This is a genomic window from Pseudomonas sp. D8002, from assembly GCF_013385695.1.
Lineage (GTDB): Bacteria > Pseudomonadota > Gammaproteobacteria > Pseudomonadales > Pseudomonadaceae > Aquipseudomonas.
Genome location: NZ_JACAPM010000043.1, coordinates 37,086 through 62,224 on the forward strand (window position 1 = coordinate 37,086; position 25,139 = coordinate 62,224).

A 25,139-nucleotide genomic window follows, 5' to 3' on the forward strand; every position below is an offset into this window, starting at 1 on the left:
CTGGTATCAGGTGCGGTATTCCGCGTTGATCTTCACGTACTCGTGGGACAGGTCAGTGGTCCAGATGGTTTCGCTGCACTCACCGCGACCCAATTCGATACGGATGGTGATTTCTTCCTGCTGCATCACCGCCGAACCCTGGGCTTCGGTGTACGTCTCGGCCCGGGCGCCACGGCTGGCGATGCACACTTCGCCGAGGAACACGTCGATCTTGCTCACGTCCAGGTTCGGCACGCCGGCACGGCCCACAGCGGCCAGGATACGGCCCCAGTTCGGGTCGGAGGCAAACAGCGCGGTCTTGATCAGCGGCGAGTGAGCCACGGTGTAACCGACATCCAGGCATTCCTGGTGGTTACCGCCGCCGTTGACTTCAACCGTCACAAACTTGGTGGCGCCTTCGCCGTCGCGCACGATGGCCTGGGCCACGTCCATGCACACTTCGAACACCGCCTGCTTCAACGCGGCGAAATACGCGCCGTTGGACGAGGTGATTTCCGGCAGGTCAGCCTGGCCGGTGGCGATCAACATGCAGCAATCGTTGGTCGAGGTGTCGCCGTCGATGGTGATGCGGTTGAAGGACTTGTTGGCGCCGTCGAGCATCAGGTTTTGCAGCACGTCACGGGAGACTTTGGCGTCGGTGGCGATATAGCCCAGCATGGTCGCCATGTTCGGGCGAATCATGCCGGCGCCTTTGCTGATGCCCGTGACGGTAACGGTCACGCCTTCGTGCACAAACTGACGGCTGGCGCCTTTTGGCAGAGTATCGGTGGTCATGATCCCGGTAGCCGCAGCCGCCCAGTTATCCACCGACAGGTCATCCAGCGCTGCTTGCAACGCGCCTTCGATTTTCTCTACCGGCAGCGGCTCACCGATCACACCGGTGGAGTACGGCAGCACCTGGCTGGCGTCTACGCCGGTCAGCTCCGCCAGCTTGGCGCAGGTGCGGGCAGCGGCGGCCAGGCCAGGCTCGCCGGTCCCGGCGTTGGCATTGCCGGTGTTGGTCAACAGGTAACGCACCGGGCCTTCGACACGCTGTTTGGCCAGAATCACGGGCGCGGCGCAAAACGCGTTCAGGGTGAACACACCCGCGACGGTCGAGCCTTCGGCACAGCGCATCACCACCACATCCTTGCGCCCCGGGCGCTTGATGCCCGCCGAAGCGATACCGAGTTCAAAACCGGCAACCGGGTGCAACGTGGGCAAAGGACCAAGACCAACAGCCATGAATGCGCTCCTAAAAATAGTGGGTGTGTACCCCGTCGCTATCGACGGTGACGAAATGGCAAAACGCCGCGACGGCTGATGCCGGTCGCGGCGCGGGGGTGTTGCAGCGTCAGGCGAAAATCTTAGTTGATTTCGCCGTGGCAGTGTTTGAACTTCTTGCCCGAACCGCACCAGCACAGTTCGTTGCGGCCCAGCTTCTGTTCGTTGCGCACCGGAGCCTGGGCCAGGGCCACATCGACCTCTTCGCCCAATACTTCCGGAGCCTCAAGACCAGGCGCTTCGTCGTGCTGGAACTGCATGCGCGCAGCCAGTGCCTCGGCTTCCTGACGCAGGCGGGCTTCTTCCTCGATCGGGTCTTCGCGACGCACCTGAACGTGGGACAGCACACGAATCGAATCGCGCTTGATCGAATCCAGCAGTTCGGAGAACAGCGTGAACGACTCGCGCTTGTACTCCTGCTTCGGGTTCTTCTGGGCGTAGCCACGCAAGTGGATGCCGTGACGCAGGTGGTCCATGGTCGACAGGTGGTCTTTCCACAGGTCGTCCAGCACACGCAGTACGATTTGCTTCTCGAAGGTGCGCAGTGCTTCGGCACTCGCCTGCTCTTCTTTCTCGTTGTACGCGGCCAGCAGCTCGGTCATGAGCTTCTCGCGCAGGGTTTCTTCGTACAGGTGGTCGTCTTCGTCGAGCCATTGCTGGACCGGCAAGTCGACACCGAAGTCGCTCTTCAACGCAGCTTCCAGGCCGGCAACATCCCACTGCTCAGGCAGGGACTGTGGCGGGATATGGGCGCTGACGGTGGCGTTGAGCACGTCCTGGCGGAAATCGGCAATGGTCTCGCCGATGTTGGTGGCGGCCAACAAACTGTTACGCATGTGATAAATCACTTTACGCTGTTCGTTGTTGACGTCATCGAACTCGAGCAGTTGCTTACGAATGTCGAAGTTACGGCCTTCTACCTTGCGCTGGGCCTTCTCGATGGCGTTGGTCACCATGCGGTGTTCAATCGCCTCACCGGACTGCATGCCCAGGGCTTTCATGAAGTTCTTCACCCGATCCGAGGCGAAGATGCGCATCAGGCTGTCTTCCAGGGACAGGTAGAAACGGCTGGAACCGGCGTCACCCTGACGACCGGCACGACCACGCAACTGGTTGTCGATACGGCGCGATTCGTGACGCTCGGACGCGATCACCTGCAAGCCGCCGGACTCCAGCACTTGCTGGTGGCGCTTCTGCCAGTCGGCCTTGATCTGCGCGATCTGCTCAGGGGTCGGGTTGTCCAGGGACGCAACTTCCACTTCCCAGTTACCGCCCAACAGGATGTCGGTACCACGACCGGCCATGTTGGTGGCGATGGTCAGTGCGCCCGGGCGACCGGCCTGGGCAATGATCTCGGCTTCTTTTTCGTGGAACTTGGCGTTGAGGACCTTGTGCTCGATGCCTTCCTTGGCCAGCAAGCTGGACATGTGCTCGGAAGTTTCGATGGTGGCAGTACCCACCAGCACTGGACGGCCCTGGGCCATGCATTCCTTGATGTCGGCGACGATTGCAGCGTATTTCTCGTCGGCGGTCAGGAACACCAGGTCGTTGAAGTCTTTACGCGCCAGCGGCTTGTTCGGCGGGATAACCATCACCGACAGACCGTAGATCTGGTGGAATTCGAACGCTTCGGTGTCGGCTGTACCGGTCATGCCGGACAGTTTGTTGTACAGACGGAAGTAGTTCTGGAAGGTGGTCGAGGCCAGGGTCTGGCTTTCAGCCTGGATGTTCAGGACTTCCTTGGCTTCGATCGCCTGGTGCAGGCCTTCCGACAAACGGCGACCCGGCATGGTACGACCGGTGTGTTCGTCGACCAGTACGACCTGGCCGTCCTGCACGATGTATTCAACGTTGCGATGGAACAGCTTGTGGGCGCGCAGGCCGGCATACACGTGGGTCAACAGGCCCAGGTTGTGCGCCGAGTACAGGCTCTCGCCTTCGGCCAACAGGCCGATCTGGGTCAGCATGTCTTCGACGAACTGGTGACCGGCTTCGTTGAGTTCGACCTGGCGGGTCTTCTCGTCGATGGTGAAGTGACCTTCTTTGGTCACCACGCCTTCCACTTCCTCGATGTGTTGCTCAAGGCGCGGGATCAGCTTGTTGATCTCGGTGTACAGGCGCGAGCTGTCCTCGGCCTGACCGGAGATGATCAGCGGGGTACGGGCTTCGTCGATCAGGATGGAGTCGACTTCGTCGATCACGGCAAAATTGAGTTCGCGCTGGAATTTTTCTTCCATGCTGAACGCCATGTTGTCGCGCAGGTAGTCGAAACCGAATTCGTTGTTGGTACCGTAGGTGATGTCGGCAGCGTAGGCGGCGCGCTTCTCTTCCGGCGGCTGGAACGGCGTGACAACGCCGACCGTCAGGCCGAGGAATTCGTACAGCGGACGCATCCAGTTGGCATCCCGGCGGGCGAGGTAGTCGTTCACCGTCACAACGTGCACGCCCTTGCCGGACAATGCGTTGAGGTAAACGCCCAGGGTAGCTACCAGGGTCTTGCCTTCACCGGTACGCATTTCGGCAATCATGCCTTCATGCAAGGTCATGCCGCCGATCAACTGGACGTCGAAGTGGCGCATGCCCATGACACGCTTACCGGCTTCGCGGGCGACCGCAAAGGCTTCGGGAAGCAGCTTGTCGAGGGTTTCACCTTTGGCTATGCGGGCCTTGAACTCTTCGGTCTTGGCGCGCAATTGCTCGTCCGAAAGGGCAACCATCTGCTCTTCGAAGGCATTGACCAGCTGCACCGTCTTGAGCATGCGTTTGACTTCGCGCTCATTCTTGCTTCCAAAAAGTTTCTTTAACAAAGGCGCAAACATATCGGCAGGTTCTTCCACACATAGGGATGGAGGGCGCCCCGTGAGTCGCCCGAGCAGCCCTCACGGCCGCATGCGAACGAGCATTCTACCCGGAAACGTGGGTGAGGAAAGTGGCGTTATTCCACGATGCTGGCACGGCGCTCTTGGAGGGCTTGTTTAAAATAAGGGCTTTTTGCTGAACTTCAACCCATTCGGGCAATAAGTTACTCGTTGATTTAATGGATAAACTGCCGGTAATGCAATGGCGGCGGTGTCGCAGACGCTTTCTGCTACCATGGCCTCTCTGTTACTTAAGGTGTCTAGTCATGGCATTTCGCCCTCTTACGGCCCGAGCTCCCGCCGTGTTGCTTCGCGAAGCCAAGCCTTTAAAAGCCATCTTCGGCCATGCGCAACGCCTTGGTCATCTGCAACGCCTGGTAGAAAGCCAACTGCAGCCCGCCGCTCGCGAACACTGCCATGTGGCCTCGTGGCGCGAGGGCAATCTGCTGCTGATCGTCACTGACGGCCATTGGGCGACGCGCCTGCGCTACCAGCAGAAACGTTTGCAGCGCCAATTGATGGCCTTCGACGAATTCGCCAGCCTGACGCGCATCCAGTTCAAGGTGCAACCGCCGACCGTGCCGCAAGGCGCGGTGGGGCATACGATGGATTTGTCGGAAATCGCCGCCGAAACCATTCAGGCCACGGCAGACGGGATTACCGATCCGAACTTACGCGCTGCGCTGGAACGGCTGGCCGCTCACGCCAAACCCAAAACCTGAGACCGGCGTAGAACCAAGTGTGGGAGCGAGCTTGCTCGCGAAGGTGGCGTGTCAGTCACTGGATATATTGACTGATCCACCGCTTTCGCGAGCAAGCCCGCTCCCACATTTGATCCCATCGTTATTTACGTTTGCTGCCGCCTAACAAAGACCCCAGTAACCCGCGCACCAACTGCCGGCCCATCTGATTGGCCGCCTGTTGCATCGCCGATTTCAGTGCCTTGCCTGCCGTAGTACCGAGGAACGCACCGGCCTTGTCGGTAAAGCTTGGCTCTTCAGCGGCGGGCGTCGAATCCTCTTGCGGGCCCAAGTCCTTGCGCGCCATCAACACTTCGTACGCCGACTCACGATCAATCGGCTTGTCATAGCGCCCCTGCAATGGCGAACTGGCAATCAGTGCTGCCCGCTCAGCTTCGCTCAGTGGCCCGATCCGCGATTGCGGCGGTGCTACCAGTACGCGTTGGACTACTTCAGGCGTCCCCTTTTCCTGCAAGGTTCCCACCAATGCCTCACCTGTACCCAACTCGGTCAGCACCGCCAGCGCATCAAATGCCGGATTGGGCCGGAAACCATCGGCCACCGCCCGCAGGGACTTCTGCTCCTTGGTGGTGAACGCCCGCAGCCCGTGCTGGATGCGCAAGCCGAGTTGCGCCAGCACGGTGTCCGGCAAGTCCCCGGGAGACTGGGTGACGAAATACACACCGACGCCTTTCGAGCGAATCAGCCGCACCACTTGCTCCAGGCGATCCTGCAGGGCCTTGGGGGTGTCGGCAAACAACAGATGCGCCTCGTCGAAAAACAGCGCCAGCAGCGGCTTGTCGGCATCGCCACGTTCCGGCAGTTGCTCGAACAGCTCGGCCAACAGCCAAAGCAGGAAGGTCGCGTAGACCTTCGGCGCCTCATGCACCAGCCGGCTGGCGTCCAATAGATGAATACGCCCGCGGCCGTCACTGGCCGGTTGCAGGATGTCTTCGAGTTGCAGCGCCGGCTCGCCGAACAACGCTTCGGCACCCTGCTGCTCCAGCACCGCCAGGCGCCGCAACAGCGCCTGGCTGGAACCGGTGGTCATCAAGGCCGCGTCTTCCCCGAGCAACTCCGGGTGATAGCGCAAATGGTTCAGCAGCGCCTTGAGGTCCTTGAGGTCCAGCAACAACAGGCCTTCACGATCGGCCACCTTGAAGGCTGCGTAGAGGGCCGATTGCTGGCTGTCGGTGAGCTCCAACAGGCTGCCGAGCAACAGCGGGCCCATTTCACTCATGGTGGTGCGCAACGGATGACCGGACTGGCCGTGGATATCCCACAACGTCACCGGATACGCCTTGGGCGTGTAATTAAGGAAAGGCATGCCGGCTATGCGCTCGGCGACCTTGCCCTGAGGGTTGGCCGCAGCGCCCAGGCCACACAGGTCACCCTTGATATCGGCGGCAAATACCGCGACGCCGGCGTCGCTGAAGGCTTCCGCCAGGCGCTGCAAGGTCACGGTCTTGCCGGTGCCGGTGGCGCCTGCGATCAGGCCGTGGCGGTTGGCCAGGCGCATCGACTGGGCAATCGGCTGGCCTTGAAGATCTGCACCAATAATGAGTTGCGAGGAGTCAGGCATTTTGTCACCCATGGTTAATCTTTGGCGCTGAATGGTCGATACAGATAAAGCGAGAGACCCAAAAAGTCTTGGAAAAACAGGCCGGATAATTCCTGCAGGAGCAGATGGAAATATCACACTTTTTTTGACGCAGCCATTCCGCGCGCCCCAGAAGGACGTGCATCGGATATTAAGACCATAGCGGACCCCACAAGCCATGAATAAAAATCTGCGTTTCAGCCATAAAATCCTGCTTGCCGCCGCTCTTGTCGTCATTGCCGCCTTTGCGTTGTTTACCCTCTACAACGACTACTTGCAGCGTAATGCGATTCGCGACGACCTGAACAACTACCTGCATGAAATGGGCGATGTCACTGCCAGCAACATCCAGACCTGGCTTACCGGGCGCATAGTGCTGATAGAAAGCGCCGCACAGAACATCGCCATCAACCCGGATTCAACCAGCGTCGCCAGCCTTCTGGAACAGAAGGCCCTGACGTCCTCGTTCATGGCCACATACCTTGGCGACAGCAAGGGCGGCTTCGTCATCCGCCCCGATACCAAGATGCCCGACGGCTTCGACCCACGGGTACGCCCCTGGTACAAGGGCGCGCAGGGCAGCAACGGCTCAACCCTGACCGAACCCTACATTGACGCGGCCACCGGCCAGTTGATCATCTCCATCGCAACCCCCAGCAGCAAGGCCGGCCAGAGTGTCGGCGTGGTGGGCGGCGACCTGAGCCTGCAAACCCTGGTAGACAACATCGGTGCCCTGAACTTCGGCGGCATGGGTTATGCCTTCCTGGTCAGTGCCGACGGCAAAGTGCTGGTACACCCGGACAAGAGCCTGGTGATGAAAACCCTGGCCGACGTGTATCCGAACAACACCCCCCGAATCAGCAGCGACTTCAGTGAGGTCGAGGTAAACGGCAAGACACGTATCGTCACCTTTACCCCGATCAAGGGCCTGCCCTCGGTGAACTGGTACCTCGGCCTGTCGGTGGATAAAGATAAATCCTTCGCCATGCTCAGCGAATTCCGCACCTCGGCGATCATCGCCACGATCATCGCCGTGGTCATCATCATCGCCCTGCTGGGCATGCTGATTCGCATCCTCCTGCAGCCACTGCACGTCATGACCCGCGCCATGGAAGACATCGCCGACGGTGAAGGCGACCTGACCCGCCGCCTGACCATCCAGAACCACGACGAATTCGGCGTGCTTGGCAGCGCTTTCAATCGCTTCGTGGAGCGGATTCACACCTCGATTCGCGAAGTTTCCTCGGCCACCGAGCAGGTCAATGAAGTGGCCCTGCGGGTGGTCAGCGCCTCCAATTCCTCAATGGTCAATTCCGACGAGCAGGCCAACCGGACCAACAGCGTCGCGGCCGCGATCAACGAGCTGGGGGCCGCCGCCCAGGAAATCGCCCGCAACGCCGCACAAGCCTCCAACCAGGCCAGCGACGCCCGGCACTTGGCCGAAGACGGTCAGCAGGTGGTGGAACGCAATATCAAGGCGATGAACCAGTTGTCGCAGATGATCAGCGCCTCCAGCACCAATATCGAAGCGCTTAACAGCAAGACAGTGAACATCGGGCAGATTCTGGAAGTGATCACCAGCATTTCCCAGCAAACCAACCTGCTGGCCCTCAACGCGGCGATTGAAGCCGCACGGGCCGGGGAAGCCGGGCGCGGCTTTGCGGTGGTGGCCGATGAAGTGCGCAACCTGGCGCACCGCACCCAGGAGTCGGCGCAGCAGGTGCAGAAGATGATCGAGGAGCTGCAAGTCGGCGCCCGGGATTCGGTCAGCACCATGAGCGAAAGCCAGCGGCACAGCCAGGACAGTGTGGAAATCGCCAACCTGGCGGGCGAGCGCCTGAACAGCGTGACCCAGCGTATCGGCGAAATTGACGGGATGAACCAGTCGGTAGCCACCGCTACCGAGGAACAGACCTCGGTGGTGGAGTCAATCAACATGGACATCACCGAGATCAACACCCTCAATCAGGAAGGTGTGGAAAACCTGCAATCAACCTTGCGGGCCTGTTCCGACCTGGAACAGCAAGCGGCGCGCTTGAAACAACTGGTGGGTAGTTTCCGGATTTGATCCCGCCGGGTCAGCGGCTGCCTTGCACAGCCGCTGACGCCTTTTCTTCAGGCAATTCGGATGTGTCCTGCAATTGTTCCCACAACTCGGCGGCGCCTGGAAACTCGGTGCCGTCCTCACTGCTCAGGTCATCCGGGTCATATCGACTCAAACAACCCTCTCCCAGCGTCGCGGGGGCTTTGGAAGTCGCCTTGTCCAGTGGATCGCTCATGCTCCAGTCCTCACCCGCGCTCAAAAAAAGGGCCTGTAGCGATTTAACGCCCAGGCCCTTCATTCTTCAATCAAAACACTTCAATCAGAACACGACAGTCTTGTTGCCGTGCACCAGTACCCGGTCTTCCAGGTGATAGCGCAGGCCGCGAGCCAGCACCATCTTCTCGACGTCACGGCCAAAACGGACCATGTCTTCGATGCTGTCGCTATGGCTGACACGCACCACGTCCTGCTCGATGATGGGACCGGCGTCCAACTCTTCGGTGACGTAGTGGCACGTTGCACCGATCAGCTTCACGCCACGCAGGGATGCCTGGTGATACGGCTTGGCACCCACAAACGATGGCAGGAAACTGTGGTGAATATTGATCACCTTGCCCGCGTATTCACTGCACAACTCCGGCGGCAGAATCTGCATGTAGCGCGCCAGTACCACGACGTCCGCATCGTGCTGCTTGACCAGGCGCGAGACCTCGGCAAAGGCCGGCTCCTTGTCCTGCGGGTTGACCGGGACGTGGTAGTACGGAATGCCATGCCACTCGACCATGCTGCGCAGGTCGTCATGGTTGGAAATCACGCAGGAGATTTCGCAGTCCAGTTCATCGCTGTGCCAGCGGTGCAGCAGGTCTGCCAGGCAGTGGGACTCACGACTGGCCATCAGGACCACGCGTTTTTTCTGTTCCGTGTCGGTGATGCGCCAGGTCATCGAGAACTCTTCAGCGATCGGCGCAAATGCCTCGCGAAATGCCTCTAGACCAAAGGGCAGCGTATCGGCACGAATTTCGTGACGCATGAAAAACCAGCCGCTGAGATTGTCCGAGTGATGGCTCGCTTCGGTGATCCAGCCGTTGTGGGAAGCCAGAAAGTTACTGACCTTGGCAACGATGCCAACCCGGTCCGGGCAAGCAATCACCAGCCGAAAAGTGCGCATTAGGGGGAAACTCCAGAACTTCGCAAAGGCCGCCATTCTAGCGATTGCGCAGAAAAACTGCAGTATTCCTCAACGCTTATTCTGATCGGCTGCGTCAACCCTGCCCCTTAATAGCGTAAGGTTTTTCCCCATTATGTGTGCAAACGCGTGGACTCCGGCAGTAAGCCAAGACTTAACCAGAGTATCTTTAGGCCATCCCCCTTACTAATTAACTCAATTCCACGCTTTTGCCACAAACAACCAAAGTAAATTACATAAATGCGGCCTTAAATGTTTACTTGGGCAAACTGTCTGACTATTATTGAGCCACTATCCCCTTTCACCCAGCGCCCTGCATAAGGTAGTCCCCATGTCCCTGATCAACGAATATCGCGCCACCGAAGAAGCTATCAAAGAGCTGCAAGCCCGTTTGAAGAACCTGTCCCAAGACGACAAACTGCAAACCGAGCTGGAATTCGAAGGCAAATTGCGCACCCTGATGGGCGAATACTCCAAATCCCTGCGTGACATCATCGCGCTGCTGGATCCGGATTCGAAAGTTAAGGCTCCACGTGGCGCCGTAAAAGCTACCGGCACCAAGCGTGCACGCAAGGTTAAACAATACAAAAACCCGCACAACGGCGAAGTGATTGAAACCAAAGGTGGCAACCACAAGACTCTGAAAGAGTGGAAAGCCAAGTGGGGCGGCGACGTGGTTGAAGGCTGGGCTACCCTGCTGGGCTAAGCCTCGCCAGGACGCTGCGTGATACGCAACGCAATAAAAAACGCCAGCTTGCTGGCGTTTTTTATTGTCCGTATTTTACCGGGAAGCTGATTACAGACTCATTCGAGTCGCTAAGGCATCAACATACTCCTGCCATTCATCAAGCACCTGGCGCTGAAACGGTGTGGCACTAACAGCCAACTCAAGACACGCCTGCTTAAAACCCTCAAGGGTGTTTGGCGCGCCCCATTGAGGGTCTGACAAACGTTGCTGACAGAAAACTCTCCAGCGTTGTTGCTCTTCACTATTCAAGGTGTCTGGAAAGTTGCGTGCACGATAGCGAAATAATAATTCAGGCAAACGTTCATCATCGAAAGGCCATTGCTGGCGCGCTAGTTGCGCCGGCTCGGCGACTCTCACTTGCTCACATAAACGTCGATCACGATCTCCGATAAAACCATCGTATAGCTGCTGCTCGGGATCGGCGCTTGGCGCAAAATCTTCCTCGGCGTAAATCGCCGCCAGTTTATCGCGCCATAGTTCCTGTGCGTCGCTTAGCCGCAGGGCCCGCGCATCACACTCATCCATATCCAGCTGCAAACGCTCGCGGTCTTGCGGCCGAAGCACGCTCAACGGTGCGACCACCGGGCAACGATTGATGTGCAGCAACTTGAGCGGTACCGGCAATTCACCTTCGGCCAGTTCGTCGCGGCGGGTATATAAGCGCCGGCGCAAGGTATCGGCGTCCTCGTCCAACAGCCCTTGCGGATCGAGCCCCAGGTCGCAGACGATCAATGCATTGCGATTGCGCGGGTGCCACGCCAGCGGCAGCACCACCCCCAGGTAATGACGCTCGGCAGAAAAACGACCGGAAATATGCACCATCGGCTGCAACAACCGCACCTGGTCCATGACCCGTTGTTTGCTGCGCAGTTGAAACAGCCAGTCATAGAGCTTGGGTTGCTTCTCGCGGATCAACCGGGCCAGGGCGATGGTGGCGCGCACATCGGACAAGGCGTCGTGGGCCTGGCCGTGGTCGATGCCGTTGGCGGCCGTCAACCGCTCAAGCTTGAGGGTGACGCGCCCGTCCTGTTCCGGCCAGACGATCCCGTCAGGGCGCAGGGCGTAGGCAGTGCGCACCACGTCGATCAGGTCCCAGCGGCTGTTGCCGCCCTGCCATTCCCGGGCATAGGGATCGAAGAAATTGCGGTACAAGCTGTAGCGCGTCATCTCATCGTCAAAACGCAAGGTGTTGTAGCCGGCCCCGCAAGTGCCCGGGGTGGCCAGCTCGGCGTGCACCCGGGTCATGAAGTCGGCTTCGGCCAGGCCTTTTTCCGCCAGCACGCCGGGAGTGATGCCAGTGATCGCGCACGCTGCCGGATGCGGCAGGATATCGTCGCTGGGGTGGCAGTAGAGATTGACCGGCGGCCCGACCTCGTTAAGCTCGAGGTCGGTGCGAATACCGGCTACCTGCAGCGGGCGGTCGGTACGCGGATTGATGCCGGTGGTTTCATAGTCGTACCAGAAAATGGTGGTCACGGGCTATTCCTGTGCTGAAGACCGGCAAAGTCTAGGCGCTTGCAGGCATCGGGGGCCAGCGCTGTGTTCCCTGTACAAACATTCAGTAAATCGTTGAGTGGTTGCTTCCACCGTCGACACTGCTAGCATCGGTCTTTCCAACCCCGCCGCTGCCGCTCAGGCGCCAGCGCCGCACTGCCAAGGACCGCGATGCCACCTGCGCCACTGGATACCCGCTACCAGATCGAAACCCCGGAGGGTATCGACCTGCCCCTGCGCCCGGCCGGCCTGCTGGTACGCTCACTGGCCTTTGCCTTCGACCTGGGTTTGCGCGGCCTGATTCTCGGCATCCTGTTTATCGCATTGGCCTTTCTCGGCAACCTGGGCATTGGCCTGGGTTCGCTGCTGCTGTTCCTCGTCAGTTGGTGGTACATGGTGCTTTTCGAAGTACTCAACCAGGGCTGCTCGCCCGGCAAACAGGTCATGGGCCTGCGGGTAGTACAGGACGATGGCACGCCCATCGGCTGGTCCGCCTCGCTGATCCGTAACCTGCTGCGCTTTGTCGACATGCTGCCCTTCGGCTATTTCCTCGGCGCCATCAGTTGCCTGCAACACCCCAACTTCAAGCGCCTAGGCGACCTGGCGGCCGGGACCCTGGTGATCTACCGCGAACAACCGCTTTCCCGCCCGCAAGTGCCCCAGGCCCCGGCGCTGCGCCTGCCGTTCGCCCTCGAGCTGAACGAACAACGGGCGATTCTCAGCTTCGCCGAACGCCAGGGCGAACTGTCGGCCGAGCGAGTCAACGAACTGGCCGCTATCCTGGCCACGCCCCTGCAGGTCTCCCCTGCCCGCGCCGTGGCAGAACTCAACGGTGTGGCCCGCGGATTGTTGGGGCCAACATGAAACAGAGTCTTTTCGAAAGCCGTCATCAGCCACAATGGCAAGCCTTTGCCGACCAGTTGACGCAGTTGGAGAAAGGCAAAGCCAAAGGCGCCGACTTCGCCGACTTCCCTCATCAATACCGGCAGTTGTGCCAGCACCTGGCCCTGGCCCAGGAGCGCGGCTACAGCAGCTACCTGGTGGACCCGTTGCAGCAGCTTGCCTTGCGCGGCCATCAACAGTTGTATCGTCATCGCAGCCGGATGGGGGCAAACGTGCTGAGCTTCCTGCTGGCCGATTTCCCCAGGCTGGTTCGCGCGCAATGGCCATTTGTGCTGGCTGCCGGCCTGCTGTTCTTTGGCAGCCTGCTCGGCATTGCCTTGCTGGTGTACCTGTTTCCGGACTTGATCTACAGCATCGTCAGCCCTCGGCAGGTGGCCGAGATGCAGGCCATGTACAACCCCGATGCCAGCCGCCTGGGCCGGGCAGCCGAACGCGCTTCCAGCGAAGACTGGATGATGTTCGGCTACTACGTGATGCACAACATCGGTATCGCCTTCCAGACCTTTGCCGCCGGGCTGCTGTTCGGCCTGGGCAGCGTATTTTTCCTGTTCTTCAATGGCCTGATCATTGGCGCCGTTGCCGGGCACCTGACGCAAATCGGCTACGGGCAAACGTTCTGGTCATTTGTCATCGGCCATGGCGCCTTCGAGCTCAGCGCAATTGCCCTGGCTGGCGCGGCTGGCCTGCAACTGGGCTGGGCGCTGATTGCACCGGGGCCCCTCACCAGAGGCGAATCCCTGCGCCTGGCCGCGCGCAAAAGTGTGCAAATGATTTGTGGTGTGATGGTGTTCCTGCTGATCGCCGCGTTTATCGAGGCGTACTGGTCGTCCACCAATGCCGTGGCGCCGTGGGTCAAGTACCTGGTCGGCACCGCCCTGTGGTTGCTGATGGCGGCCTACCTGCTGTTTGCCGGACGGAATCGCCATGCGCCTGAGTGATGCCAGCGTCGTGATCCGCCCGCGTACCTCCTGGGAGGCCATGGACCTCGGCATCCTGCTGGCCCGGGAACATCGGCTGCTGTTGATGAGCAGTTGGGCCATCGTGACCTTGCCGGTCTTCGCCCTGTTCAGCGTGCTGCTGTGGAATCACCCCACCACCGCGCTGTTGCTGTTCTGGTGGTTGAAACCGGCATTCGACCGCCTGCCACTGTATATCCTGTCCAAGGCCCTGTTCGGCGAAACACCCAGCCTGAAACAAGCGCTGCGCCAATCGCCGCGGCTGCTCAAGGGCCAACTGCTGGCCAGCCTGACCTGGCGGCGCTTCAGCCTCAGCCGTAGCTTCGAGATACCGGTGGTCCAGCTCGAAGGGCTGCAAGGCCAGGCGCGCCAACAACGTCTCGGGGTGTTGCAGCAGCGCAACGCAGGCGCCGCGCGCTGGCTGACCCTGATCGGGGTGCACCTGGAAATCGCCCTGTGGTTCGGGTTGATGGCCGTGTTCTATTTCTTCCTGCCGCAAGAGGTCGAACGCGACTGGGATTGGCAGCAACTGGTGCTCACCGCCGGCCACGACTGGCGTTGGCTGGAGCACCTGACCAACATGTTCTACGCCTTGATCCTAGTGTTCTGGGAGCCGATCTATGTCGCCTGTGGCTTCAGCCTTTACCTGAACCGCCGCACGGTGCTGGAAGCCTGGGACCTGGAACTGGTGTTCCGCCGAATGCGCCAGCGCCTGAGCGGTGTGGCGTCGCTGCTGTTGCTGGTGGCCGGGCTGACGCTGATTCCGCCGATCCCATCGGCATGGGCTGATGAACCGGTTCCCCAAACGCCGCTGACTACACAATCGGCCAGTCACTCGATCAAGACGCTGTTGGAGCAGCCACCGTTCAAGAACCCGGAAACGCTCACTCGCTACCGCTTCGGCGAGGATAAAGCAGCCGACAAAAACAAAGCGGCAGGTGATGCCAAGCTGCCAGCCTGGCTGGAATCATTGCTGAAAAACCTCAACAGTGATTCGTTCAAGCACATCGCCAAGGGCCTTGAAGTACTGCTCTGGGGATTGCTGGCAGGTGGCCTGGCACTGGTGATCTGGCGCTACCGCGACTGGCTGCATGCCTTTGTCAGCCGCCGCAGCCCGCGCAAACCCAAGGCTGCCAAACCCGTGCCTTCGCAGCTGTTCGGCCTTGAACTGGGGGCTGACACCTTGCCCGAAGACATCGCAGACGCCGCCGAACAGCTGTGGGCAACACAGCCCCGGGAAGCCCTAGGCCTGCTCTACCGTGGGTTGCTCAGCCGCTTGCTGCACGACTTCAACCTGCCGCTGAAAAGTGCCGACACGGAAGGTGAAGTCCTGGAACGTATCCGCCAACTGCAACAACCGCAGCTGCTGGCATTCAGCGGTGAGCTGACCCGTTACTGGCAAAACCTTGCCTATGGCCATCGCCTGCCGCCTGCCTTGGCGCAACAACAGCTATGCAGCGATTGGCGAACCCTGTTCGGTTCGGGAGCGGCGCAATGAACCGGCCGTTGCTGTGGGTCGGGCTGCTGGTCGCGGGCTTGCTGGCAGCCGGCGGTTTTTATGCCTGGCACAAGGCGATTCCTTATCAGGAAGTGGTCGATCGCGGCCCTTCACCCGAAGCCCTGGCCAACCCCTACCTGGCAGCTGAACACTTTCTGCGCCAGCAGGGCCTGGTGGTGGAACATGCCAACAGCCTCGAACGGCTGGCCAGCCTTTCGCCCAAGGGCAACAGCCTGCTGTTGCTGGGCGAGCGCAGCAACATGAGCCCGCCCCAGGTTGATCAATTGCTGCAGTGGACCCGGGCTGGCGGCCATCTGCTGCTGGTAGCCGAAGCGCTGTGGGATGAGGACACCGGTGAAAGTGGCGACCTGTTGCTGGATCGTGTGCAGATACACCAATCCTTCAGTGAAGAATTCGACGCTCCGGCACCCGCGCGTAAAAAGAAAACGCCGGACCTGACCAAACTCTATGTGGACAACGAAACAGCGCCGGCCTATTTCAGCTTCGACACCGACTTCAACCTCACCGACCCCAGGCACCTGGCACAATTCTCGGCCAACAGCGCCCGGTCGACGCACCTGATGCAGGTCAACCTCGGGCAAGGGCGTGTGACCGTGGTCACCGACAGCGACCTGTGGAAAAACCCCGGCATCGGCCTGCACGATAACGCGTGGCTGCTCTGGTACCTGAGCCAGGGCACCCAGGTCACACTGCTGTTCAACACTGATGTCGAGGACCTGTTCAGCCTGTTGTTGCGCTACTTCCCCCAGGCACTGGTGGCACTTGCCGCGCTGATCGCCCTGGGCCTCTGGCACGCCAGCCTGCGCCAGGGTCCGATCCGGCAACCGGCGCCCAAGGCACGCCGGCAATTGCAGGAACACTTGAACGCCAGTGCCGACTTCCTGTTGCGCCGCAGCGGGCAAGACAGCTTGCTGCAAGCCTTGCAGCGCGACATCCAGCGCACCGCTCGGCGCCGTCATCCCGGGTTCGAACACCTCGATACAGCCGAACAATTGCGGGTGCTTGAACGCCTGACCCGCCAACCCTCCCTTGTTATCAGCCAGGCCCTTGGCCCACCTGCGACGAAACGGCTCTCCAGCGCCGATTTCAGCCGCCAGGTGGCCTGCCTGCAAACCCTCAGGAATGCCCTATGAGCGAATTTCCCGCCACTGACCCGATTCAGCGCGCCAGCCAACTGGCCCAGGCCTTGCGCGTCGAACTGCGCAAGGCGGTTATCGGTCAGGACCCGGTGATCGATGACGTGCTCACGGCGTTGATCGCGGGCGGCCATGTGTTGCTTGAAGGGGTTCCCGGCCTGGGCAAGACCTTGCTGGTACGCGCGCTGGCACGCTGTTTTGGAGGCGAGTTCGCGCGCATCCAGTTCACCCCGGACCTGATGCCCAGCGACGTGACCGGCCATGCCGTATACGACCTGCATACCGAACAGTTCAAGCTGCGCAAGGGACCGTTGTTCACCAACCTGCTGTTGGCTGACGAGATCAACCGTGCCCCGGCGAAAACCCAGGCAGCGTTGCTGGAAGCCATGCAGGAACGCCAGGTAACCCTTGAAGGCGAGGCGCTGCCCATCGGCCAGCCGTTCATGGTACTGGCCACCCAGAACCCCATCGAGCAGGAAGGTACTTACCCGTTGCCCGAAGCCGAACTGGACCGTTTCATGCTCAAGGTGCGCATGGACTATCCCGAGGCACAGCAGGAACTGGACATGGTGCGCGAAGTCACCCGCTCGTCCCGAGCCGACATGCTCGACGTACAGCCGCTGCGCACGGTGCTGCAAGCCGAAGACGTGCTGCTGTTGCAACAGATTGCCAGCGAGTTGGCGCTGGATGAGCAGGTGCTCGACTACGCCGTGCGCCTGGCCCGCACTACGCGCAGTTGGCCGGGCCTGACCATCGGCGCCGGGCCCCGGGCCTCCATCGCCCTGGTTCGCGGTGCACGGGCGCGGGCCTTGCTGCGCGGGGGCGAGTTCGTGACCCCGGACGACATCAAGGGCTGCGCCCTGGCAGTGTTGCGCCATCGGGTGCGTATTGCCCCGGAGCTGGATATCGACGGGTTGGAAGTCGACCAGGTGCTCCGGCAATTGCTGGACCAAGTCCCGGCGCCACGCCAATGAGACGCCCATGAGACCAACCCGCCTGCTGTTGACCTGGCTCGGTGTACTGCTGGGCCTGAGTATCCTGCTCGGCGCACTGGTGGCGCTACAGGTCAAGGTGCCAGACGCCCTGCACTCAGTGACGTGGGGCCTGCTGCTGGCCCTGTTGCTGCTGGCCCTGCTGGATGCCAGCCGCCTGCGCCGCCGGCCGTCCCCGCGCGTGCGACGGCAGATGCCCGGCAGCCTGGCACTGGGGCGCTGGGGGGAAGTGCGGGTAACCCTGGAGCACGATTATCCCCAGCCGTTGGCGGTCCAGGTATTCGATCATGTGCCTGACGGCCTGGCGGTGGAGGACCTGCCGCAATCCATCGAACTGCGGCCCGGCGAGCACAGTGAACTGGGTTATCGGCTAAGGCCCCAAAGGCGCGGGCATTTCAGCTTTACCCGCTGTGAAGTGCATCTGCCCAGCGCCCTGGGGCTATGGTCGGCCCGGCGCCTGATCGACGTCAGCGACGCCACCCGGGTCTACCCGGACTTCGCACGCCTGTATGGCGCGCAGTTGCTGGCGGTGGACAACTGGCTCAACCAGCTGGGCGTACGCCAGCGGCAACGGCGTGGGCTGGGCCTGGAGTTTCACCAGCTGCGTGAGTTTCGCGAAGGTGACAGCCTGCGCCAGATCGACTGGAAAGCCACCGCCCGGCAACGCACGCCCATTGCCAGGGAGTACCAGGACGAGCGCGACCAGCAGATCATGTTCATGCTCGATTGTGGCCGCCGTATGCGCAGCCAGGACGCCGAACTGTCGCACTTCGACCACGCGCTCAACGCCTGCCTGCTGCTCAGTTATGTAGCCTTGCGCCAGGGCGATGCCGTAGGGCTGTGCACCTTTGCCTGCGACCAGCCGCGCTACCTGGCGCCGGTCAAGGGCAGTGGCCAGCTCAACCTGTTGCTGAATGCGGTGTATGACCTGGACACGTCCCGGCGTACGGCCGATTACCAGGCGGCCGCCAGCCAACTGCTGGCCCGGCAGAAACGTCGCTCGCTGGTGATCGTAGTGACCAATTTGCGGGAGGAGGAAGATGAAGAGTTACTCAGCGCCGTAAAGCGCATCAGCCGCCAGCACCGGGTAATGGTCGCAAGCCTGCGGGAGGAGGTCCTTGACCAGTTACGCCAGGCTCCCGTGCAAACCCTGCCCGAAGCCCTGGCCTACTGCGGCACGATCAACTATCTCAATACCCGGGACGAACTCCACGACCGCTTGAACGCCCACGGGCTGTCGGTACTGGACACACTGCCTTCGGACCTGGGTGCCGCCCTGGTGACCCGCTACCTGGGCTGGAAAAAAGCCGGCGCGCTATGAACGCCGGATGCAGCACCTAGGCAGAGGCCTGCAACGGATCAAAGCTGAAGTAATCCAGCAGCGCGCTGATCACCTCCCCATATTCGGCAGGGGCCTGGGATATGCTGAACCCGGAATCGTAATGCTGGGGGTTTATATCCTCATGACACCACAGGCAGGTGGCCGTGAGGTCTACCGCCTGCACCTCACCCTCAGGCCCGGGGATCTTCAAGCGCAGCTCGAACTCCACATCGACCATCATGGGTAACTGGCTGATCAACATCAGGCCCTGCTCGGAAACATTGCCCAGATAGCCGATTGGCTTGTCCGTCAGGCGGTTGAACACTTGAAGGAAGCAAGGTAACTGATGCCGCTCGATCCGTCGGTGAGTAAACATGATGAGGTCGCCATCCAATGGCCATATATGTGGCCGCTCCAGTGATTCGAAACGAGCCTGAAGGCCCGCTCTCCCCGGATATCGGTGCGACAACCGCAAACGGGTTGCCACTTTTACAGCTGCCAAATCCGGGAACGCCATCCGTTTGAATAGAAACTTATACAAACTGACATTCAAAGATTAGCCCAAGACTGGCAACGAGCCAGCTATGGCATGACAAATATCATCACAACGACGCCGGCCGCGGCTGGGCAACGCTCGCGCCGGGGTAATGCCCCAGTTGCTGCAGGGTATCCAAACGGGCACGGGCACGGAATGCGTACTCGCTCGCCGGGTACTGGCTGATGATGAACTGATAGGTTTGCGCCGCATCGACAAACAGCTTCTCGCGCTCCAGGCACTGCCCGCGCAACATCGAGACTTCCGGTTGCACGTAGCGCCGGGAACGGCTTTCACGGTCGACCTGGGACAACTCAAGGGTGACCCGCTGGCAATCGCCCACACCGTAGGCGCGGTACGCATTGTTCAAATGATGGTCCATCGACCAACGGGTGCAGCCGACAACACTGACGGCCAGGGCAGCAATGATCACGATTCGCATGGGGGTTCTCCTGTCTTGTGCAGTGTATCGACCCTTCATCGAAAATCTTCAAGGTTGTTCATCTGTTCATGCAGAGTGAAAACAAGCGAATCATCGATAAGTAGTGCAAACGAACAATGACTACAACCAAAGAGCATAGTAGCCTTCCCCAGCGCTTGAACTCAGGAGTCCGTGCATGTCCGTCCGTCGTACCAAAATCGTCGCCACCCTTGGCCCGGCCAGTAACTCGCCGGAAGTCCTCGAACAGCTGATTCTGGCTGGCCTGGACGTTGCCCGTCTGAACTTCTCCCACGGCACCCCGGACGAGCACAAGGCTCGCGCCAAGCTGGTGCGTGACCTGGCCGCCAAGCATGGCCGCTTCGTGGCGTTGCTGGGTGACCTGCAAGGCCCGAAAATCCGTATCGCCAAATTTGCCAACAAGCGGATCGAGCTGAAGATCGGTGACCAGTTCACCTTCTCCACCAGCCATCCCCTGACCGAAGGCAACCAGCAAGTCGTGGGTATCGACTACCCGGACCTGGTGAAAGACTGCGGCGTGGGCGACGAACTGCTGCTGGACGACGGCCGTGTGGTAATGCGCGTCGACACCGCCACCCCGACCGAACTGAATTGCACCGTGATCATCGGCGGCCCGCTGTCGGACCACAAAGGCATCAACCGTCGTGGCGGTGGCCTGACTGCCCCGGCCCTGACTGAAAAAGACAAGGCCGACATCAAGCTCGCCGCCGAAATGGAAGTGGACTACCTCGCGGTATCCTTCCCGCGCGACGCCGCCGACATGGAATACGCCCGTAAACTGCGCGACGAAGCCGGCGGCACTGCTTGGCTGGTGGCGAAGATCGAACGCGCCGAAGCCGTGGCCGATGACGAAACCCTCGACGGCCTGATCAAGGCTTCCGACGCCGTGATGGTTGCCCGTGGCGACCTGGGTGTGGAAATTGGTGACGCCGAGCTGATCGGTATCCAGAAGAAAATCATCCTGCACGCACGTCGCCACAACAAGGCGGTGATCGTTGCGACCCAGATGATGGAGTCGATGATCCAGAACCCGATGCCAACCCGTGCCGAAGTGTCCGACGTGGCCAACGCCGTGCTCGACTACACCGACGCCGTGATGCTTTCGGCTGAAAGTGCGGCTGGCCCGTACCCGCTGGAAGCCGTGCAGGCCATGGCACGCATCTGCGTCGGCGCTGAAAAGCACCCGACCAGCAAGACCTCCAGCCACCGTATCGGCAAGGTCTTCGAAAGCTGCGACCAGAGCATCGCCCTGGCGGCCATGTACACCGCCAACCACTTCCCGGGTGTGAAAGCGATCATCGCCCTGACCGAAAGTGGCTACACGCCGTTGATCATGTCGCGCATCCGTTCCTCGATCCCGATCTACGCGTTCTCCCCGCACCGCGAAACCCAGGCCCGTGCGGCCATGTTCCGCGGCGTCTACACCGTACCGTTCGACCCGGCATCGCTGCCGCCTGAGCAAGTCAGCCAGGCCGCGATCGACGAGTTGCTCAAGCGCGGCGTCGTGGAGAAAGGCGACTGGGTCATCCTGACCAAGGGCGACAGCTACCACACCATCGGCGGCACCAACGGCATGAAGATCCTGCACGTTGGCGACCCAATGGTCTGATTGACCGCTCGCTGAAAAACAAAAGCCCCGCCATGTGAATGGCGGGGCTTTTTGCATTGCAAATTGGCTTGTGTGTTGGCTTTACTGGCCTATTCGCGAGCAAGCCCGCTCCCACATTTGATCGCGTACATCCTGAAGAAACACGGTCGAATGTGGGAGCGGGCTTGCTCGCGAAGACGGCCGACCAGTCAACGCTCATTCATCTCCGAGTGATAAACCCCGACAACGCCGCAATCGCCTCCGGCGACTTCAACCTCTGGGTAAACAACGCCCCCTCCTCCTCGATCACCTTGCGCAACTGCTCGCGATCAACGCTTTTCATCAGATGCTTGCTGACTTGCACCGCGCCCGGCGCCAGGGTCTCAAACCGTCCAGCAATTTCCCGTGCCTTGGCCAGGGCCGATTCACCGCTGCCCAATGCCTCGGTGGCAATGCCCCAGGCGGCAGCCTGTTCGCCGGTAAACCCTTCACCCAACAGCAGCAACTCCGCCGCCTTGGCATGCCCCAGCAAGCGCGGCAGGATCAAGCTGGACCCAAACTCCGGACACAGCCCCAGGTTGACGAACGGCATGCGCAACCGTGCATCCCGGCTGACATACACCAGGTCACAATGCAGCAGCAGCGTCGTGCCAATTCCCACCGCCACGCCCGCCACCGCCGCAATCACTGGCTTGCGGCAGTTGAGCAAGCTGCGCATGAAATTGAAGACCGGGCTGTCGAGATCCGCCGGCGGTTGTTCGAGGAAGTCGCCAATATCGTTACCGGCGGTGAAGCACTCGCTGCTGCCCTGGATCAGCACGGCATTCACGCTGGTATCGGCATCCGCCTGCTCCAGCGCCTCGGCCAATTGGCTGTACATGGCGCGGGTCAGGGCATTTTTCTTGTCCGGGCGATTGAGCTGCAAAATCAGCAACCCGCGTTCGCGTTGCTGCAGGATGGCATCGGTCATGACAAATCTCGCGGCTGGGAAATTCAGCGCTCAACCACGGGGCAGGAACACATCGGCCAGCAGTTGATTGCGCGGCAGTCCGGCCAGGAACAGGCGCTTGGAAAAGGCCTCGACACTGGCCGGGTGCCCGCAGAGTAAAGCCAGAGTTTGCCGGGAAACAAGCCGCAGTTGCGCCAACGCCTGCGTCACCTCAGCCGCTGTCCATAGCTCAACGGTCACGTTCGGATGCGCACCAGCCAGCTGGGCCAATGGCCCGGCGAGGTAATGACCGCCCGCGTCATGGGCCAGGTGAATGACCCGGATGGCGCCCTGGTGATCCTGGCGCAAGGCCTCGCGCAACACGCCCCATAGCGGGCCGAGTCCGGTGCCCGAGGCCAGCAGCCAGAGCGGCCGCGATTGCCAGTCGGGGTCGTACTGCAAGGCGCCGCCCCGCAATTCGCCCAGGCGCAGGCTGTCACCGGCCTTGAATTGGCGGGCGGCGTCGCTGAATTCGCCGGGCAGGCGGCAATCAATGTGAAATTCGAGAAACGGATCTTCCTGGGGCAGGCTGGCCAATGAATAAGGCCGCGCAACGCTGCCGGCCCACAACACCAGATGCTGCCCCGCCCGGTAGCGCAAGCCGCGTTCGGGTTGCAGCCGCAAGCGCAGTACACTCGGGGTCAACCAATCGACGCTCAACACCGTCGCCGGCAACCCGTCACGCAGCGGGTCGAAGGCTTCGACCTGCAAGTCACCTGCGACCTGGCACTGGCACGCCAGGCGCCAGCCATCCTGGCGCTGCGCCGGGCTCAGGGCATCCGGCTGGTTGTCCTGGATATCACCCTGGCAACGCACCAGGCAGGCATGGCAGCTGCCGGCGCGGCAACTATAAGGCACGGCCACGCCCGCCTGGTTCAGGGCATCCAGCAGGTTGCTGCCGGCGGCTACCGACCAGTGGCGTTCACCGACGTGAAGTTCAGGCATCAAGGGTCTCGGATCAAAAAGGCGTCTACAGGGAATCACGCCCGGTAGAGTTTGACCATAGTCGGGTGTATCGGCCACCGTGGCGGGTTATACTGCCGCGCCTTTTTAGCGTCGCGCCTGCACCACTTTGGCGTGCCTTGGAAAGGTGGCTTCAGCCGACCGATGCAACACTGACGCCACCTTTATTGAATGTTCCCTTATAGAGGAGCGCGACTCATGACCGTGATCAAGCAAGACGACCTGATTCAGAGCGTTGCCGACGCCCTGCAATTCATTTCCTACTACCATCCCGTTGACTTCATCCAGGCGATGCACGAGGCCTACCTGCGCGAAGAATCGCCAGCGGCCCGTGACTCCATGGCTCAGATCCTGATCAACTCGCGCATGTGTGCCACCGGCCACCGCCCGATCTGCCAGGACACCGGGATTGTCACCGTATTTGTACGTGTAGGCATGGACGTGCGCTGGGATGGCGCCACCATGAGCCTGGACGACATGATCAACCAAGGCGTGCGCCAGGCCTACAACCTGCCGGAAAACGTCCTGCGGGCTTCGATCCTCGCCGACCCGGCCGGTGCGCGTAAAAACACCAAGGACAACACCCCTGCCGTGATCCACTACTCCATCGTCCCGGGTAACACCGTGGAAGTGGACGTGGCCGCCAAGGGCGGTGGTTCCGAGAACAAGTCGAAAATGGCCATGCTCAACCCGTCCGACTCGATCGTCGACTGGGTGCTCAAGACCGTTCCGACCATGGGCGCCGGCTGGTGCCCACCGGGCATGCTTGGCATCGGCATCGGCGGCACCGCCGAGAAAGCCGCGGTAATGGCCAAGGAAGTGTTGATGGAATCCATCGACATCCACGAGCTGAAGAAGCGCGGCCCGTCCAACCGTATCGAAGAGATGCGCCTGGAGCTGTTCGAGAAGGTCAACCAACTGGGCATCGGCGCCCAGGGCCTGGGTGGCCTGACCACCGTGCTCGACGTGAAAATCATGGACTACCCGACCCACGCGGCCTCGCTGCCGGTGTGCATGATCCCCAACTGCGCCGCCACCCGTCATGCGCACTTCGTGCTCGACGGCTCGGGCCCTGCATCGCTCGAAGCGCCACCGCTGGACGCCTACCCGGAAATCGTCTGGGAAGCCGGCCCGTCGGCCCGTCGCGTCAACCTCGACACCCTGACCCCGGAAGACGTGCAGAGCTGGAAGCCGGGCGAAACCGTGTTGCTCAACGGCAAGATGCTCACCGGTCGCGACGCCGCGCACAAGCGCATGGTCGAGATGCTGAACAAGGGCGAAACCCTGCCGGTGGACCTCAAGGGTCGCTTCATCTACTACGTCGGCCCGGTTGATCCGGTGCGCGAAGAAGTGGTGGGGCCTGCCGGTCCGACCACCGCCACGCGGATGGACAAGTTCACCCGCCAGATCCTCGAGCAAACCGGCCTGTTGGGCATGATCGGCAAATCCGAGCGCGGCCCGACCGCTATCGAAGCGATCAAGGACCACAAGGCGGTTTACCTGATGGCAGTGGGCGGCGCGGCTTACCTGGTGGCCCAGGCCATCAAGAAATCCCGCGTCGTGGCGTTCGCCGAGCTGGGCATGGAAGCGATCTACGAGTTCGACGTGAAAGACATGCCGGTCACCGTTGCCGTTGATAGCAAGGGCGAGTCGGTACACATCACCGGTCCTGCCATCTGGCAGAAAAAGATCAGTGAAAGCCTGGCGGTTGAAGTGCAGTAAGCATTTCCCCTGCAAGGATAAAAGGCGACCACTACGGTCGCCTTTTTTTGTTTCATGCACCTCTCACTGTGGCGAGGGAGCTTGCTCCCGCTCCAGTGCGCAGCGCTCCCATTTTTTTGGGGC

21 protein-coding genes and 1 pseudogene are annotated in these 25,139 nt (G+C 60.9%); 12 read left to right on the forward strand and 10 right to left on the reverse strand.

Going from position 1 to position 25,139, the window contains the following annotated elements; genetic code table 11:
* Positions 1-6 precede the first annotated feature (6 nt).
* On the reverse strand, positions 7-1,224 hold the full coding sequence (gene argJ, locus HX807_RS25010) for a bifunctional glutamate N-acetyltransferase/amino-acid acetyltransferase ArgJ (RefSeq protein WP_003209777.1): 1,218 nt from the start codon (positions 1,222-1,224) through the stop codon (positions 7-9).
* A gap of 122 nt (positions 1,225-1,346) precedes the next feature.
* Positions 1,347-4,082: a preprotein translocase subunit SecA gene (secA, locus tag HX807_RS25015; protein ID WP_087693541.1), complete on the reverse strand. Its 2,736-nt coding sequence runs from the start codon at positions 4,080-4,082 to the stop codon at positions 1,347-1,349.
* Positions 4,083-4,387: 305 nt separating this feature from the next.
* Between secA and HX807_RS25020 the strand changes: the two genes are divergently transcribed.
* Positions 4,388-4,843, forward strand: a complete 456-nt coding sequence (locus HX807_RS25020) for a DUF721 domain-containing protein (RefSeq protein WP_008432358.1) — start codon at positions 4,388-4,390, stop codon at positions 4,841-4,843.
* A gap of 121 nt (positions 4,844-4,964) precedes the next feature.
* Here the strand turns inward: HX807_RS25020 and HX807_RS25025 are convergent, their stop codons facing one another.
* Complete coding sequence (locus HX807_RS25025; RefSeq protein ID WP_008432355.1) at positions 4,965-6,443, reverse strand: helicase HerA-like domain-containing protein; 1,479 nt, start codon at positions 6,441-6,443, stop codon at positions 4,965-4,967.
* Positions 6,444-6,639: 196 nt separating this feature from the next.
* Here HX807_RS25025 and HX807_RS32045 point away from each other — a divergent pair.
* Both HX807_RS32045 and HX807_RS32050 read left to right on the forward strand, forming a co-directional pair.
* Positions 6,640-7,671, forward strand: a pseudogene (locus HX807_RS32045) (cache domain-containing protein); the annotation flags it as partial.
* A 93-nt stretch (positions 7,672-7,764) separates the two neighbouring features.
* Positions 7,765-8,529: a methyl-accepting chemotaxis protein gene (locus HX807_RS32050; protein WP_371132408.1), complete on the forward strand. Its 765-nt coding sequence runs from the start codon at positions 7,765-7,767 to the stop codon at positions 8,527-8,529.
* Positions 8,530-8,539: 10 nt separating this feature from the next.
* On the opposite strand, the gene HX807_RS25035 is transcribed toward HX807_RS32050, so the two are convergent.
* Positions 8,540-8,740 (reverse strand): hypothetical protein, encoded by a 201-nt coding sequence (locus tag HX807_RS25035; protein ID WP_023659227.1) that lies wholly within the window; start codon positions 8,738-8,740, stop codon positions 8,540-8,542.
* Between the two features lie 84 nt (positions 8,741-8,824).
* Complete coding sequence (gene purU / locus HX807_RS25040) at positions 8,825-9,673, reverse strand: formyltetrahydrofolate deformylase (protein WP_003209762.1); 849 nt, start codon at positions 9,671-9,673, stop codon at positions 8,825-8,827.
* A 349-nt stretch (positions 9,674-10,022) separates the two neighbouring features.
* Between purU and mvaT the strand changes: the two genes are divergently transcribed.
* A complete protein-coding gene (mvaT, locus tag HX807_RS25045; RefSeq protein ID WP_003209760.1) occupies positions 10,023-10,397 on the forward strand; it encodes a histone-like nucleoid-structuring protein MvaT in 375 nt (124 codons plus the stop codon).
* Positions 10,398-10,487: 90 nt separating this feature from the next.
* Here mvaT and sbcB read toward each other — a convergent pair whose 3' ends face one another.
* Positions 10,488-11,915 (reverse strand): exodeoxyribonuclease I, encoded by a 1,428-nt coding sequence (gene sbcB / locus HX807_RS25050; protein WP_003214166.1) that lies wholly within the window; start codon positions 11,913-11,915, stop codon positions 10,488-10,490.
* A 189-nt stretch (positions 11,916-12,104) separates the two neighbouring features.
* On the opposite strand from sbcB, the gene HX807_RS25055 reads away from it, so the two are divergent.
* From HX807_RS25055 to HX807_RS25080, 6 genes are read left to right on the forward strand one after another with little or no spacing between them, the layout of a single operon-like run.
* A complete protein-coding gene (locus HX807_RS25055; RefSeq protein ID WP_177051406.1) occupies positions 12,105-12,797 on the forward strand; it encodes an RDD family protein in 693 nt (230 codons plus the stop codon).
* Entirely contained in the window at positions 12,794-13,774 is a 981-nt protein-coding gene (locus HX807_RS25060; protein ID WP_177051407.1) for a stage II sporulation protein M, read from the forward strand. The genes HX807_RS25055 and HX807_RS25060 overlap by 4 nt, the downstream gene beginning before the upstream one ends.
* A complete protein-coding gene (locus tag HX807_RS25065; protein WP_177051409.1) occupies positions 13,761-15,290 on the forward strand; it encodes a DUF4129 domain-containing protein in 1,530 nt (509 codons plus the stop codon). The genes HX807_RS25060 and HX807_RS25065 overlap by 14 nt, the downstream gene beginning before the upstream one ends.
* Positions 15,287-16,444 (forward strand): DUF4350 domain-containing protein, encoded by a 1,158-nt coding sequence (locus HX807_RS25070; protein ID WP_102369791.1) that lies wholly within the window; start codon positions 15,287-15,289, stop codon positions 16,442-16,444. The genes HX807_RS25065 and HX807_RS25070 overlap by 4 nt, the downstream gene beginning before the upstream one ends.
* Complete coding sequence (locus HX807_RS25075) at positions 16,441-17,421, forward strand: MoxR family ATPase (RefSeq protein ID WP_008432346.1); 981 nt, start codon at positions 16,441-16,443, stop codon at positions 17,419-17,421. Before HX807_RS25070 ends, HX807_RS25075 begins: the two co-directional genes overlap by 4 nt.
* Before the next feature lie 7 nt (positions 17,422-17,428).
* On the forward strand, positions 17,429-18,760 hold the full coding sequence (locus tag HX807_RS25080) for a DUF58 domain-containing protein (protein WP_177051411.1): 1,332 nt from the start codon (positions 17,429-17,431) through the stop codon (positions 18,758-18,760).
* Between the two features lie 16 nt (positions 18,761-18,776).
* Here the strand turns inward: HX807_RS25080 and HX807_RS25085 are convergent, their stop codons facing one another.
* Positions 18,777-19,136 carry a PilZ domain-containing protein gene (locus HX807_RS25085; protein WP_008432342.1) on the reverse strand — a complete coding sequence of 120 codons (360 nt, stop codon included), beginning with the start codon at positions 19,134-19,136 and terminating at the stop codon, positions 18,777-18,779.
* Between the two features lie 226 nt (positions 19,137-19,362).
* The gene (locus tag HX807_RS25090; protein ID WP_003214151.1) at positions 19,363-19,737 is read right to left on the reverse strand and encodes a tol-pal system YbgF family protein; all 375 of its coding nucleotides are present in this window, start codon (positions 19,735-19,737) and stop codon (positions 19,363-19,365) included.
* Positions 19,738-19,912: 175 nt separating this feature from the next.
* Here HX807_RS25090 and pyk point away from each other — a divergent pair, with 175 nt between their 5' ends.
* Positions 19,913-21,364 carry a pyruvate kinase gene (gene pyk / locus HX807_RS25095; RefSeq protein ID WP_003214149.1) on the forward strand — a complete coding sequence of 484 codons (1,452 nt, stop codon included), beginning with the start codon at positions 19,913-19,915 and terminating at the stop codon, positions 21,362-21,364.
* Between the two features lie 199 nt (positions 21,365-21,563).
* Here pyk and HX807_RS25100 read toward each other — a convergent pair whose 3' ends face one another.
* Positions 21,564-22,313 (reverse strand): enoyl-CoA hydratase-related protein, encoded by a 750-nt coding sequence (locus HX807_RS25100; protein ID WP_003214147.1) that lies wholly within the window; start codon positions 22,311-22,313, stop codon positions 21,564-21,566.
* A 30-nt stretch (positions 22,314-22,343) separates the two neighbouring features.
* Positions 22,344-23,276, reverse strand: coding sequence for an iron-sulfur-binding ferredoxin reductase (locus HX807_RS25105; RefSeq protein ID WP_102605688.1), 933 nt, complete (start codon positions 23,274-23,276; stop codon positions 22,344-22,346).
* A gap of 216 nt (positions 23,277-23,492) precedes the next feature.
* Between HX807_RS25105 and HX807_RS25110 the strand changes: the two genes are divergently transcribed.
* On the forward strand, positions 23,493-25,016 hold the full coding sequence (locus tag HX807_RS25110; RefSeq protein WP_003214142.1) for a fumarate hydratase: 1,524 nt from the start codon (positions 23,493-23,495) through the stop codon (positions 25,014-25,016).
* Positions 25,017-25,139: the final 123 nt, after the last annotated feature.